Origin of the sequence: Ruminococcus sp. YE282 (genome assembly GCA_900101355.1) — a bacterium.
Taxonomy (GTDB): Bacteria; Bacillota; Clostridia; order Oscillospirales; family Acutalibacteraceae; genus Ruminococcoides; species Ruminococcoides bromii_A.
This window is the reverse complement of the sequence record FMUV01000026.1, coordinates 1-14,038: the sequence shown is the minus strand read 5'-3', so window position 1 is coordinate 14,038 and position 14,038 is coordinate 1. Positions and strand designations below refer to the sequence as shown.

General features: G+C 39.9%; 10 protein-coding genes and 1 pseudogene. 6 read left to right on the top strand and 5 right to left on the bottom strand.

Features of this window, described 5'->3' with window-relative positions; translation table 11 throughout:
* The first annotated feature begins 1 nt into the window (after window position 1).
* Window positions 2-1,735, top strand: coding sequence for an Rqc2 family fibronectin-binding protein (locus BLP46_RS08685; RefSeq protein WP_092978237.1), 1,734 nt, complete (start codon window positions 2-4; stop codon window positions 1,733-1,735).
* A 152-nt stretch (window positions 1,736-1,887) separates the two neighbouring features.
* On the opposite strand, the gene BLP46_RS08680 is transcribed toward BLP46_RS08685, so the two are convergent.
* Complete coding sequence (locus BLP46_RS08680) at window positions 1,888-3,102, bottom strand: acetate/propionate family kinase (protein WP_092978235.1); 1,215 nt, start codon at window positions 3,100-3,102, stop codon at window positions 1,888-1,890.
* 304 nt (window positions 3,103-3,406) lie between these two features.
* Here BLP46_RS08680 and BLP46_RS08675 point away from each other — a divergent pair, with 304 nt between their 5' ends.
* Window positions 3,407-4,543, top strand: coding sequence for a tRNA(Met) cytidine acetate ligase (locus BLP46_RS08675; RefSeq protein WP_167669229.1), 1,137 nt, complete (start codon window positions 3,407-3,409; stop codon window positions 4,541-4,543).
* 157 nt (window positions 4,544-4,700) lie between these two features.
* Window positions 4,701-6,854 (top strand): 1,4-alpha-glucan branching protein GlgB, encoded by a 2,154-nt coding sequence (gene glgB, locus BLP46_RS08670; RefSeq protein WP_092978231.1) that lies wholly within the window; start codon window positions 4,701-4,703, stop codon window positions 6,852-6,854.
* A gap of 173 nt (window positions 6,855-7,027) precedes the next feature.
* Here the strand turns inward: glgB and BLP46_RS08665 are convergent, their stop codons facing one another.
* Both BLP46_RS08665 and BLP46_RS08660 read right to left on the bottom strand, forming a co-directional pair.
* Complete coding sequence (locus BLP46_RS08665; RefSeq protein WP_092978229.1) at window positions 7,028-8,407, bottom strand: TrpB-like pyridoxal phosphate-dependent enzyme; 1,380 nt, start codon at window positions 8,405-8,407, stop codon at window positions 7,028-7,030.
* Window positions 8,408-8,789: 382 nt separating this feature from the next.
* Window positions 8,790-9,122, bottom strand: coding sequence for a hypothetical protein (locus BLP46_RS08660; protein ID WP_092978227.1), 333 nt, complete (start codon window positions 9,120-9,122; stop codon window positions 8,790-8,792).
* A 155-nt stretch (window positions 9,123-9,277) separates the two neighbouring features.
* On the opposite strand from BLP46_RS08660, the gene BLP46_RS08655 reads away from it, so the two are divergent.
* The 3 genes from BLP46_RS08655 to murA all read left to right on the top strand — a co-directional run bounded on the left by BLP46_RS08655 (window position 9,278) and on the right by murA (window position 12,206).
* Window positions 9,278-9,463: a DUF1540 domain-containing protein gene (locus BLP46_RS08655; protein WP_092978225.1), complete on the top strand. Its 186-nt coding sequence runs from the start codon at window positions 9,278-9,280 to the stop codon at window positions 9,461-9,463.
* 359 nt (window positions 9,464-9,822) lie between these two features.
* Window positions 9,823-10,470, top strand: coding sequence for a hypothetical protein (locus BLP46_RS08650; RefSeq protein ID WP_092978223.1), 648 nt, complete (start codon window positions 9,823-9,825; stop codon window positions 10,468-10,470).
* A gap of 440 nt (window positions 10,471-10,910) precedes the next feature.
* The gene (gene murA, locus BLP46_RS08645) at window positions 10,911-12,206 is read left to right on the top strand and encodes a UDP-N-acetylglucosamine 1-carboxyvinyltransferase (protein WP_092978221.1); all 1,296 of its coding nucleotides are present in this window, start codon (window positions 10,911-10,913) and stop codon (window positions 12,204-12,206) included.
* Window positions 12,207-12,618: 412 nt separating this feature from the next.
* On the opposite strand, the gene BLP46_RS08640 is transcribed toward murA, so the two are convergent.
* Together BLP46_RS08640 and BLP46_RS13070 are read right to left on the bottom strand one after the other, a co-directional pair.
* Window positions 12,619-13,662: a DUF4365 domain-containing protein gene (locus BLP46_RS08640; protein ID WP_092978272.1), complete on the bottom strand. Its 1,044-nt coding sequence runs from the start codon at window positions 13,660-13,662 to the stop codon at window positions 12,619-12,621.
* Between the two features lie 196 nt (window positions 13,663-13,858).
* Window positions 13,859-14,038, bottom strand: a pseudogene (locus BLP46_RS13070) (IS30 family transposase); the annotation flags it as partial.

Below are 14,038 nucleotides of genomic sequence, written 5' to 3'. Positions count from 1 at the left end.
TATGGCACTTGACGGAATTTTTTTGCACCATATAAAAAACGAAATCAAAAACGAGGCACTTCACGCAAGAGTGTCACAAATATATCAGCCCAACCGAGACGAGCTCGTTATTGTTTTGAGAACCCACGACGGAAGCAAAAAGCTTTTGCTGTCGTCCAGGGCAAATTCACCGCGAGTTAATTTTTGTGTTAAAACTCCCGAAAATCCCGCTCAGCCGCCAATGTTCTGTATGCTGCTCAGAAAACGCATAGGCGGCGGAAAATTAATTGACGTTCGTCAGGCTGAATGCGACAGAATACTTTTTCTTGATTTTGAATGTATAAACGAACTCGGAGACACGGAAACCCTTACAATAGTCTGTGAAATTATGGGAATGTACAGCAATATAATTGTAATAAACCGTGAAACCGAAATTATAATAGACTCTCTTAAACGTGTTGACCTCACTATGAGCAGTCAAAGGATTGTGCTGCCCAATATCAAATATGAGCTTCCAACGCCTCAGGACAAGCTGAATATTCTTGAATCCACACCTGAACAAATTGTCTCAAAATTACGGTCACTTGATTCCGAAATGCCGCTCAACAAAGCTCTTTTAAAAGTTATTCAGGGCGTCTCCCCTATCATATGCCGTGAAATTGAATACAGAGTGTGTGAGGGCGCAACAAACCGTGCCGAGGGAGTAATTGCGGACAAACTTATAAGTGAGCTTGCAAATCTCAAAACGATTGCGGAAAACTGTTCCGGCACTCCCTGCATAGTTTATCGTGAAGACGGCAGACCACTTGACAACGCATTTATGTTAATTAAGCAATACGGAAATTTTGCAGAGGTTAAGACCTTTGACGGATTTTCAAAAACACTTGACGAATTTTACGAAACACGTGACTCACGTGAACGTATGAGAATGAAGTCGCAGGGGCTTACAAAGTTACTCAATAACATTCGTGAAAGAACCGCACGCAAAATTTCAAAACAACAGGCGGAACTTGCTCGGTGCGGAGAGCGTGAACAGCTCAGAATCTGCGGAGACCTGCTCCAGGCAAACCTATATCGAATCGAGAGGGGCTCTGCCTTTGTTGATGTTGAAAACTTTTATGACGAGCAGGGAAAAACATTGAGAATCAAACTGAATCCTGCAATTTCACCTGCCGCAAACGCACAAAAGTATTATAAGGACTATCAAAAAGCCAAGAATGCGGAAATTGTGCTTGCCAAGCAGATTAAAAAGGGTAATGTCGAAATTGAATATATTGAATCGGTTCTTGATACGGTTGACCGTGCCGAAAATGAACGTGAACTGTCGCAAATTCGCGAAGAACTGACCGAACAGGGATATTTAAAGCGACAAAAAGGTAAGCAAAGACAACAGGCAAAACTGCCGCCGCTTGAATTTGAGTCAAGCGACGGATTCAGGATTTTCGTTGGAAGAAACAACCGTCAAAACGACAAACTTACGCTTAAAACCGCCGCCAAAAATGATATGTGGCTTCACACAAAGGATATTCACGGTTCGCACGTTATCATTGAGTCAAACGGTCGTGAAATCAGCGACAAAGCCATTTTAGAGGCAGCACAACTTGCGGCGTATAACAGCAAAGCAAGAAACAGCGATAAGGTTCCTGTTGACTATACACTTGCACGGTATGTAAGCAAGCCAAACGGCTCAAAACCGGGCATGGTTATTTATGTAAACAACAAAACAATATATGTTACTCCAAAGCAAGATATATAAACTTTGTTCTCTTGTGCTTCAAATCTATCCATACCGGAATGTAGCTGCTATCACTGTGATATTTTCAAAACCGAACAATGCAAAAATAACGGACAGTATTCAAAATGAAGCTGTCCGTTATTTATCTTTCTTTATTTAATTACAAATCTCAATTATTTTTTTAAAGACTCAACAATTGCCTTGGTGTCTCTTGCAATAACCATTTCTTCATCGGTTGCAATAAGTTCAACTCTGATTTTTGAATCAGGTGTTGAAAGCGTTCCTGTAACGCCGTGAAGAGCCTTTGCGTTAAACTCTTTGTCAATCTTAACGCCGAGGCATTCAAGGTAATCGCATACTCTTTCACGAAGCTTTGGCTGGTTCTCGCCAAGACCTGCGGTGAAAACAATGCCGTCACAGCCGCCGAGGGCAACATAGTAACTGCCGATAAACTTTGCAATCTGATAATAGAGCATCTCGTGAGCAAGATGTGCATGCTCGTTTCCGTGAGCTTCAGCCTCTGAAACATCACGGTCATCCGAAGATACTCCCGAAACGCCCCAAAGTCCCGACTCTTTATTAAGAATTTCGGAAACTTCCTGAGGAGTAAGGTTTTCTTTCTCGGCAATAAATGTAACTACCGACGGGTCAAGAGAACCCGAACGTGTGCCCATCATAAAGCCGCCGAGCGGAGTAAGACCCATAGATGTGTCAATAACCTTTCCGCCCTTTACTGCCGTAATTGAAGAGCCGTTGCCGATATGGCATGTGATAAGCTTGAGGTCATCCCTGTTTCCGCCCATAAGCTCAGCCATTTTCTCTGATACATAGCGGTGAGAGGTTCCGTGAGCACCGTATTTGCGGATACCGTACTTTTGATAGTATTTGTAAGGAATTGCATACATATATGCTTTTTCGGGCATAGTCTGGTGGAACGCTGTATCAAAAACAACAACCTGCGGAACGTCCTTGCCAAACACCTTTGTGCAAGCCTTAATACCCTGAATATGAGCAGGATTGTGAAGAGGTGCAAGAGGTGCAAGTTCTTCTATCTTCTTTAAAACATCGTCGTCAACCAATACGGATTTGTTAAAGTAAGCGCCGCCCTGAACAACTCTGTGACCTATTGCCGAAACCTCGGAAAGGTCTTTGATTGCACCGTATTCTTTATCAAGCAAAGCGTCCTTAACTGCCTCAAAAGCCTGAGTATGGTCAAGCATCTGAGCCTTGCGCTCAATCTTTTCGCCGCTTGGAGTTTTAAAGCCGATAAAAGCTCCGTCTGTTCCAATTCTTTCGCAATTTCCCTTTGCAAGAACCTTTTCATCAGCTGCGTCAATAAGCTGATATTTCAGCGATGAACTGCCTGCGTTAATTACTAAAATTTTCATTGGTATCATCCCTTCAATATGTTGATAAAAACCTCAAACTGATATATAATTTAAGTGCAGATGTAACTCGCCTCTAAAGCGGTGGGTTACATTCGGTTTTTCAGTGAGATATATAATCTTTCACCGAAAACCGTAGGAGCAATCGCTCCTTTTGCACCGATTAAACTGATTAAATATACAACTATACAATAGTATCATACTCCAATAATGTAAGGTTTTCAAGTGCTTTTTGCACTTTTTTGAAGCCGATGGCAATATTTTAGCGTAAAAACATTTTGGCTTGTTTTATAAAGGAGATTTAAAAGTGGCAGTAGCGATAATCAGCGAGTTTAATCCGTTTCATAACGGGCATAAATATCTGGTACAGTCCGTAAAAAATATAACCGGCGAAAGCGTTATTGCAATTATGAGCGGCAGCTTTGTTCAAAGAGGCGAGGTCGCAGTTGCAGACAAATTTGAACGTGCCAAAATCGCTCTAAACAACGGAGTTGACCTGGTGGTTGAACTGCCGACGGTTTATGCGGTTTCAAACGCACAGAGGTTTGCTTCTTGCGGCGTGGAGATTGCAAAATCCTTTGACTGCGTTAACTATCTTGCTTTCGGATGTGAAGTCAATAATATTAATCTCCTAAAAACCGCCGCCGATGCGCTTGATGATGTCAACGTAAAAAAAATCATTGCAGAGTCTATGAAAAACGGAGATTATTATCCACGTGCTCTTGAAAATGCCGTAAACACCGTGTTCGGCAATGATGTCTCACAGGTGCTGAGTCAGCCCAACAATATCCTTGCGGCAGAGTATCTGCGTGCCCTGAATAAATCGGGAATATCTCCCCTGCCTATAAAAAGAACAGGTGTTGAACACGACAGCTCAAGCGCAAACAAAAATATTGCTTCGGCTTCGCTTATTCGACAGCTTATGAGAAACGGCGATGATGTTTCTAACCTTGTTCCAAATCTTGTTTCAAAAATTACCTATCCAGAGCACCTTGAACGTGCGGCGATAGTAAAGCTTCGCAGTATGAGCAAAAAAGACTTTGCAAAACTGCCTGATGTTAACGAAGGACTTGAAAACAGAATTTTTGATTCTGTTCATAAATATAATTCTGTTGAAGAAATAATATTTGCAATAAAAACAAAAAGATACACACACGCACGGCTAAGAAGAATCATTACCTGTGCGCTTTTGGGAATAACGGAAGAATTGCAGCAAATTCCCTGCAAATATGCAAGAATACTCGGATTTTCAAACGAAGGTGAAAAGCTTTTAAAAACCTGCCGCTTTGAAATAGTGACATCTCCCGCAAAATATTTAAGGAAAAAGGACAACGACATAAGACTTTTTGAAAAGGATATTCTTGCAAGCGACATTGCGGCAGCCGCATATGACGATATTTCTTCCTGTGGGGCAGACTTTCATACGCAAATTATCAAAATTTGATTAATCATATGACAGTTTGACACATTTTGTTCATAAAAATATTAAATTATTTACAGAAAAGCCCATTTTGCTACTTGAATATTTGTTAAAATATATTATAATAATAGTGGAATTGTTTTATATTACTATTTAATATACGTATGAAAAGAGGTTTAGTATGGCTTATTCATTAAATGACCAAAGGCTGCCGCTCGACCAGTTTTTGCAGGGTGAAGCAGTAAGAGCCTATGAATTTTTCGGCTCTCATTTTGTGAACTGGGACAACCGCGACGGCGTAGTCTTCAGAGTTTGGGCACCAAATGCGGTATCTGTTTCTGTTGTCGGTGATTTTAACAACTGGAACAGTGACGCTAACTATATGTATAAAATCTCGGAATCCGGAGTTTGGGAGCTATTTATAGAGGGAGTACAGCAATTTGACTGTTACAAATACTGCGTTGAAACACCTTGGTTTGAGCGCAGACTGAAAACCGACCCCTATGCATTTCATTGTCAGACACGCCCCGACAATGCCTCAAGGGTGTATGAAATCAACGGATACGAATGGAATGATAAGGATTGGTATGATTATAAAAAAGCCAATCCCCACACAAAAATGCCGATTAACGTTTATGAGGTAAACGCAGGCTCATGGCGCAAGTATGAAGACGGCAATGTATTCAGCTATCGCAAACTTGCCGATGAACTTATTCCGTACGTTAAAGATATGGGATATACACACATTGAGTTTATGCCGCTGACCGAGTATCCGTTTGACGGCAGCTGGGGCTATCAGGTTACAGGTTATTATGCCGCAACCTCACGCTACGGCGAACCAAAAGACCTTATGTATTTTATTGACAGATGTCATCAACAGGGCATCGGAGTTATCCTTGACTGGGTTCCCGCACATTTTCCAAAGGACGCGCACGGACTCGGAAGATTTGACGGCACAGGCTGTTATGAATATGAAGACCCGAGAATCGGCGAACACAAGGAATGGGGCACCTATGTATTTAACTACGGCAGATATGAAGTAACCAGTTTTCTTGTTTCTTCGGCAATGTTTTGGCTTGATATGTACCACGTTGACGGCATACGTGTTGACGCCGTTGCTTCAATGCTTTATCTCGACTATAACCGCAAAGACGGTGAGTGGATTGCAAACGCATACGGCGGAAGAGAAAATCTTGTTGCGGTTGACTTTTTGCAAAAGCTGAACACCGTTGTTCATATGTTCCACCCGGAAGCTATGATGATTGCAGAAGAAAGTACAGCTTGGCCGAACGTTACACGTTACCCAATCAAAGATTTGGGTCTTGGATTTGACTACAAGTGGAATATGGGCTGGATGAACGACATGCTTTCTTACATTTCACTTGACCCGTTGTGGAGAAATTACCACCACGACACCCTTACGTTCAGTATGGTTTATGCCTTTACAGAAAACTTTATGCTGCCTATCTCCCACGATGAGGTAGTTTACGGCAAAGGCTCGCTTATTAATAAAATGCCGGGCGATTATGATCAAAAGTTCCAAGGCGTAAGAGGCTTTGTTGCCTATATGATGGCTCATCCGGGCAAAAAGCTTATGTTTATGGGCAGTGAAATCGGTCAGTTTGATGAGTGGAACGCCGAAAAACAGATTGAATGGGAACTGCTGGATTACGAAAAGCATCGTCAGCTTAATCATTTCTTTGCGGTGGCTAACAAATTTTATCGTGATACACCCGCAATGCATGAAAATGATTATAATTGGGACGGCTTCCAGTGGATAGCTCTTGACGACTACAAAAACAGCATAATCGCATTCCGAAGAATTGCATATGACGGAAGCGAAATTATTTGTGTGTGCAATTTTCAACCGGTTATTCATGAAAAATATAAAATCGGTGTTCCCAAAAACGGAATTTACGAGGAAGTTTTGAACTCAGAAGCTTCGGAATTTGGCGGCTGCGGAATTACAAACAGCGGTGAAATCAAAGCCAAAAAGGAACCTGACCACGAACTTGATTATTCGATTGACATTACAGTTCCTCCTCTTGGAGTTATGTACTTTAAGATGATTAAGGAAATTGTTCCTGCTAAGCGAGGTCGCAAAAAGAAAACCGAGGCTGAAACATCAAAAACAACCGCTAAGTCAAAAACGACCAAAGCTAAGTCTGCCGATGAAAAGACCGCAGGCAAAAAGACAACAGCTAAAAAATCTGTTGCCAAAAAAACAGCCGTAAAAAAGGCTGCGCCTAAAAAGGTTGCTCCAAAAAAGCCAACGGCGGATAATGCAGAGACTGAAAAGACAACAGTAAAAACTTCGGATGAAAAGTCCGAATAAGTCATAAAAAATTAACCGACAGTAATATTTGCTGTCGGTTTTTTCTCTCTGATAACTTATTAAAACTGATTATATTTTTTACATCAGGTAAAAATAAGATAAGCACAAACAAAATCCTGCACTTCAAAAACGAAATGCAGGATTTTAACTTTAAATCTTTAAATTTAATTTAATCAGTTTTCAGGAACATTCGGCAAACCTGCAAAGCCGGGCTCAAGGTCTGCGTCTGTCGGAATATAGTCGGTCATAACGCCGTCGTTAAACTTCTCATATGCAACCATATCAAAGTATCCTGTACCTGTAAGACCAAACAAAATTGTCTTTTCTTCTCCTGTCTCCTTGCATTTAAGAGCTTCGTCAATAGCAACTCTGATTGCGTGGCTGCTTTCCGGAGCCGGAAGAATACCCTCAACTCTTGCAAACTGCTCAGCAGCGGCAAATACACTTGTCTGTTCAACAGACCTTGCCTCCATTAGACCGTCATGGTAAAGCTGAGAAAGAGTTGAGCTCATACCGTGGTAACGCAAGCCGCCTGCATGGTTAGCAGAAGGAATAAATCCGCTGCCCAAAGTATACATCTTTGCAAGCGGGCAAACCATTCCTGTATCGCAATAGTCATAGGCAAACTTACCTCTTGTAAGGCTTGGGCAGGAAGCAGGTTCTACGGCGATAAACTTATAATCTGCCTCTCCTCTGAGTTTTTCACCCATAAACGGAGAAATAAGTCCGCCAAGGTTTGAACCGCCGCCGGCACAACCAATGATAATATCAGGTTTAATGCCATATTTATCAAGAGCCTTTTTGGATTCAAGACCAATTACCGACTGATGCAAAAGCACCTGGTTAAGAACACTGCCAAGCACATAGCGGTATCCCTCTGTGCTGGTTGCAACCTCAACAGCCTCGCTGATTGCACATCCAAGGCTGCCTGTTGTGCCGGGATGAGCCTCAAGGATTTTCTTGCCTACATTAGTTGTGGTTGAAGGCGACGGCGTAACGCTTGCGCCATAGGTTCTCATAACCTCACGTCTGAAAGGCTTCTGCTCATATGAAACCTTAACCATATATACTTTGCAGTCAAGTCCAAAGTAAGAACAAGCCATTGAAAGGGCTGTGCCCCACTGACCTGCGCCGGTTTCTGTGGTTACGCCCTTTAATCCCTGTTTCTTAGCATAATATGCCTGAGCGATGGCACTGTTAAGCTTGTGGCTTCCGCTTGTGTTGTTTCCCTCAAATTTATAATAAATCTTTGCGGGAGTACCCAAAGCCTTTTCAAGGAAATAAGCTCTTATAAGCGGTGACGGACGATACATTTTGTAAAAATTCTGAATTTCCTCAGGAATATCAATGTAGGCGTCGGTATTATTAAGCTCCTGAGCCACAAGTTCCTTGCAGAATACAGGATAAAGTTCTTCCGGAGTCATCGGCTTGAACGTTGCAGGGTTCAAAAGCGGAGCCGGCTTGTTCTTCATATCTGCTCTTACGTTATACCATTGTGTAGGTATCTCGCTTTCGTCAAGATAAATTTTGTACGGTATTTTTTTGTCTTGCATTATTAACAACCTCCCAATTAATCCTTTAAACTCTATTCAAAGTATTAATTAAATTTAACTTTATTAACAAACCTTAGTATGTTTGATTACCACAATTTATATACAGTTATTATATCATAATATAAACAGTATGTCCATATATTTGCCAAAAGAAACGTATTTTTTAAAATCATCACAAATTCAGTTTGATACAATAATACAGCGAAAACCCATTTACTGTCCGACAGGCTTGTTTTGAACAGGAGCAGCACTCTTGCCTCGCCTGCACAATCATAATTGCAATAGGTTGCAAACAGTGCAAAAGAACATCAGTTCAATGATAGGCTCAGTCCCCTAAAAATCTCAATGGCACACGCCTTTAAAAGACGTGTGCCATCTGCACTTAGGTTAGGCTTCTGAAAAATTCACTTTTCGTCATTAATTTTGCAAATCCGTAGTCACTGCAAATTTTTTCACAAATTCTCTTGGTTTCTTCGTCCATTTCACAGTCAAGGCAAATCACATAATCGTGTTTTCCTCGGCTTATCCACCTTACTTTTGACACCGCGCTGCGCAGCAAATATTCTGCATTTTCGCACTTTCCTTTGACAGGCGTCACAAACATAACCGAGTTGTTGCCCTTTTTCCTGAAAATAAAAAGCGTCAGGTCTTTTACAAGGGCAATCACACCAATCACGGCAAACAGCACAAGGACTGCCGCAGACACAACATTCATATGATTCACCTCAATATATCATATTAAAAAAATCAAAAATTGTGCAGTATATTTTTAGACTGCCGAGCAAAAATAATAACAGCAATGCCGTCTGTTAAGTTTTAATTTGACAAGCATTGCAGTAAGTCTTATCCAAAATTTTAGAGGTGTTTAAAATGACAAATAATTCTTATGCAAACCACTGCATCAAATGCACTGTAACAAGCTGCAAAAACCACAACAACGACAAGAACTACTGTTCACTTGAAGAAATCAAGGTAGGCACACACGAACCCCACCCGACAGAATGTCAGTGTGTTGACTGCAACAGTTTTGAACTTAAACCTGGCTGCAACTGCTAACCATAATTAACGGCACAGAATTAAAGCAGAGCTTGCTGCCGATTGCAAGCGGTGCGAAGGAGCAAAGCTCCACAGGATTTCAGTGCGAGATAACATCTCTCGCTGAAATCCTGATTGTTCTCCGCTTCTCAGGCAAGTAACATCTGCGCTATGGTTATAACCCTAAAACAAAGTTTTGTGTAAAGCCGGTTCCTCAAACGGAATCGGCTTATTTTTAAAATTAAATTTTAAATACCGTAATAACAAGATAATTTGGGCGAATAAATTTCCGCTATCATTATTTGCAAAAATACTATCGACAAATTATGACAAATTGTGCTATAATAGGATAATAATTATAGGCAGGGGATTATGATAATATGAAATTTATTCGTTTCCGCAACTGTGTTTCTGCGGTATGCAACATATTGGTAATTATAGCTGTAACAATTAACGTGTTGGGATTTTTTATTAATCCGGGACAATCATCAGACATTAATTTTGCAAGACTGGATTGTTTCAAACTGTTTTCTGTTGATTCAAATATTTTGGCGGCACTCGGATGTGCTCTCATGCTGCCGTTTAATATGCTCAGCATAGTTCAGGGTGAGAACAGCGCGCCAAAGTTTGCCATTATAATTAAGTTTGTAGGAACAGCCGCCGTTGCGCTTACGTTAGTAACCGTATTATGCTTTCTTAGACCAAGACAAGGCTTTGACAGTATGTTTTCGGGAAGCAATTATTATTTTCATCTGTTCTGCCCTGTATTATGCATTTTATCAGCCGTTGTTTTTGAAAGCAACTCAAAGCTGCATTTCTGGCAAGCTATAATCGGCTTGGCACCAACTGTTTTATATGGACTGGCATACTTTTATAATGTATTTTTTAAGTATCGCTGGACAGACTTTTACGGATTTGACGTTTCGGGAATGTGGATTACAACTGCCGGAGTGCTATTGGTTACATCAGCAGTTATCTGTGTTCTGATGTTCGGAATCCATAATTTGTTTGAAAAAATCTTCAGATAAAACATCATACAAAAAATTAAGTATCTTTAACTGAGAGCTTTATTCATTGTTCTAAGGCTCAAAAATTAAAATTTTGTTATTTTTTTAATTCAAAAAACACAGTTTTTATTTCTTATACAGAAGAATATAACATTCTGTTATTCGTATTGTAAATAGGTAAAATATTAATTACAAAAAGGTGTCAATTTAAGTACAAGTTCTCTAAAAAACGGTTACATTTTTTTGATTACGTTGACTTTACTACAATTTTGTAGTATCATTTTCTATATGAGAATTGTCAGTTACATATGCGTAACCACAATTTGTAGTGTGTTTTAATCAAAATGTAATATATTTTGTGTTTACACAAGGGAGTATACACAATATATATGTTTTTTCGTTTTATTTACACCTATATCATTATTGAAAATGTAAGACAATACTGTATTGGAGTGTATTTAGTGGAAAAGTTTGTTGTTACTGGTGGAAAACCTTTATTTGGTAATGTTAATATAAGCGGAGCAAAAAATGCAGCAGTTGCAATTATACCTGCTGTTATTCTTTGCGATGAACCGTGTCAGATTGAAAATATCCCGAATATAAGCGATGTTACTCTTATCAGCAAGATTCTTCAGCAGATGGGAGCAACCGTAAGAAGAATTAACAAGTCATCTTTATATATAGACCCTACTCAAATTAAAACCTGCAGTGCAGTAACTGACTTAGTGCGCGGAATGCGTGCGTCATATTATCTGCTCGGCGCATTGCTTGGCAAATGCGGAAAGGCAAAGGTTGCGCTTCCAGGAGGATGTAACTTTGGCGTCCGTCCGATTGACCAGCACCTCAAGGGCTTTGAGGCACTCGGTGCCGAAACCAGGCTTGTTGACGGCGCAATTATAGAGGCTGAGTGTACAAAGGGTCTTGTGGGAACACATATTTATCTTGACGTTGTATCTGTCGGCGCAACAATGAACATTATGCTTGCCGCAAGCAGAGCAAGCGGTCAGACTATCATTGAAAACGCCGCACGTGAACCTCATATTGTTGACCTTGCAAATTTCTTAAATTCAATGGGTGCCGACATCAGAGGAGCAGGAACCGATGTTATAAAAATCCGTGGCGTATCATATCTTCACGGCGTATCATATTCAATTATTCCCGACCAAATTGAAGCCGGAACATATATGTGTGCCGCCGTGGCAACAAGAGGATGCGTTACAATTAACAATATCACTCCAAAACACCTTGAATCAATCACCGCAAAATTCCGTGAGATGGGTGTGAATATTACCGAATATGACGAAGCAATTAAGGTTGACGCTACTTCAGGCAACCTTAAGCGCTGTAACATAAAGACTATGCCGCATCCCGGATTTCCGACCGACTGTCAACCGCAGTTTACCGCAATGCTTATGAGCGTTCCGGGCACAAGCATCGTTAATGAGAATGTTTGGGATAACCGCTATCAGTATATCAGCGAGCTTGTACGTATGGGTGCTCACATTTCGGTAGAAGGACGACTTGCCATCATTGAAGGCGGTACTCCGCTTACTGCCGCTCCTGTAAAAGCCACCGACCTTCGTGCAGGTGCCGCAATGATAATCGCTGCGCTTGAAATTAACGGAACAACAGAAATTTCCAGTATCCAGTATATTGAACGTGGATATGAGGACGTTGTGGAAAAATTCAGAGGAATCGGCGCCGATATTAAAAAAGTGTATTTCACGGGTGACAACGAACAGGAACTCGGAGCATAATACAACATAAATTTTATACCATATTAATTTGATAACATCTGTTAGAAGTTTTCATAATTAAATAAGAACCGTTTCCGTTTGGGGAGCGGTTCTTTGTTTAGTTTCAACATAAATAGTTGGGATAATCCCCAAAAAGGTAGAATAATTAGGGACTAATCATTATTGTTAATTAATTCTTCATTTATAATTTACGTTTATTATTTTATCTCTTCATTTGGCATAATATATACATGCACACATATTTTAGATAAATCCACACAAAGTAATAATGACAATTGCGTACCTATCCCCCGTTACTGCATTCAATAACAATATAATAATCACTATTATGCTCATCCATAACCACAATTTCTTGCGAATAATCAGTCTTTCAAAGAGGATCCACTCTCTATAATACTAAAAATAAACTTATTTATAGTATTTGTAACATATACGTTAAAGCCATTTTCAATAACCATGCATGATAATTCTTAAGCGCAGTTAGCATTAATCTTTTAGTTTTTTTTGGTCTTGCAGCTACATATGCATGATTCTGCGAAACGAACTCATTAACTGTTAAAAAGGATTTTCCAAGCTCATTTAAACTAAGTATAAACATATATTCAGCAACTTCTCCTGAATGATCAATACTACGCATTGGATCTAGTTTTTGACGATATTCTTCAAATGTAACCCCATCATAAGTATACCACTCATCATCGTCTTTATCATAAAAGCAGTTATCTTCATGCCAAAGAGTTTTATCATATTCTTCATAATAGTCCTCATCAACTGAAAATTTTGCCCATGGAAAAAGTTTAGGAAAAAATTCGGTATAAAGAGTAAAGGGAAAACAATATAGATACAAATAATTTCTTATGCTTTTGCCATCATCCACAATCAATTCTGTCGTGCCCCTCCCACTACACTTGTTAACCCATTCCTCTGAGTGTAATTTGACTGTTCCGCCATTACGAATAATCATCATAAATTCTTTTTGAGACAACAGAAAATTGTAATTTGTAACATGCTCAGGCAAATTTGTAAAGGAAAGAAGCTGTTGATTTGATATGTCATTCAAAAAAATCTGGTTTAAAGGTACTTTGACAAATAAACCTTTTCCACCCTTTGCCCTTTCAATCGTTTCTTTTGTTAATTTTTGCCATATACACCTATTATCATCAGGATGATATAAAACAACAATACATGGCAATGAATTTGTCGTCCAGTAATTGTATTGTCTTTCATTAATATCGCGAAAAATAATATATCCGTCTTTTTCTTCCTTGAACCAATATTTTCCAGACTTAATTTGCAATGCAAGAAGTTGTTTTAGTTTACCAGATTTGCTATCAACAAACTCCATATGAGCATCAATACCTATATCATTAATCGGCTGTTCACGAAACATCCACTTGTTACGTTCAGCAATTTCAGCACAATGCATAACTCCGATTCGTTCAGTTGCGTTCGCCATAAAAATCTCCTTTAAATATTCTATCTGTTGACAAATCTTACTTTTCAAAATAATGTTTTTTATAAAAGCTTCTAAAAAAAACAATTTGCAAATTGCAATAGCAAGTTGCAACAATTTTTGAGTCTGTAGTAGATCGCCGCGAGTTTTTCGAGGGAGGAGCGTAGCGACGAGCGAGGAAAACTCGCGGCGACGCGGCTCACGCGGCAGCATATATGCGGTCGAGTTCCTGCTCGAACAGCTCTTCCGGGGTTCTGTAGCCCAGAATCTTTCTGGGCAGGTTGTTGATCTTATCCGCAAAGTAGAGGATGTCATCAGCACTGTAGTCGTTAATGCTTTTGCCCTTCGGGATAAATCTGCGCAGCATTTTGTTGTGGCA

Bases quoted from the DNA above. Each gene is read 5' to 3' on its own strand.
- BLP46_RS08685 (WP_092978237.1), top strand. From the start codon at position 2: ATGGCACTTGACGGAATTTTTTTGCACCATATAAAAAACGAAATCAAA.
- BLP46_RS08680 (WP_092978235.1), bottom strand. From the start codon at position 3,102: ATGAAAATTTTAGTAATTAACGCAGGCAGTTCATCGCTGAAATATCAG.
- glgB (WP_092978231.1), top strand. From the start codon at position 4,701: ATGGCTTATTCATTAAATGACCAAAGGCTGCCGCTCGACCAGTTTTTG.
- BLP46_RS08665 (WP_092978229.1), bottom strand. From the start codon at position 8,407: ATGCAAGACAAAAAAATACCGTACAAAATTTATCTTGACGAAAGCGAG.
- BLP46_RS08660 (WP_092978227.1), bottom strand. From the start codon at position 9,122: ATGAATGTTGTGTCTGCGGCAGTCCTTGTGCTGTTTGCCGTGATTGGT.
- BLP46_RS08655 (WP_092978225.1), top strand. From the start codon at position 9,278: ATGACAAATAATTCTTATGCAAACCACTGCATCAAATGCACTGTAACA.
- BLP46_RS08650 (WP_092978223.1), top strand. From the start codon at position 9,823: ATGAAATTTATTCGTTTCCGCAACTGTGTTTCTGCGGTATGCAACATA.
- BLP46_RS08640 (WP_092978272.1), bottom strand. From the start codon at position 13,662: ATGGCGAACGCAACTGAACGAATCGGAGTTATGCATTGTGCTGAAATT.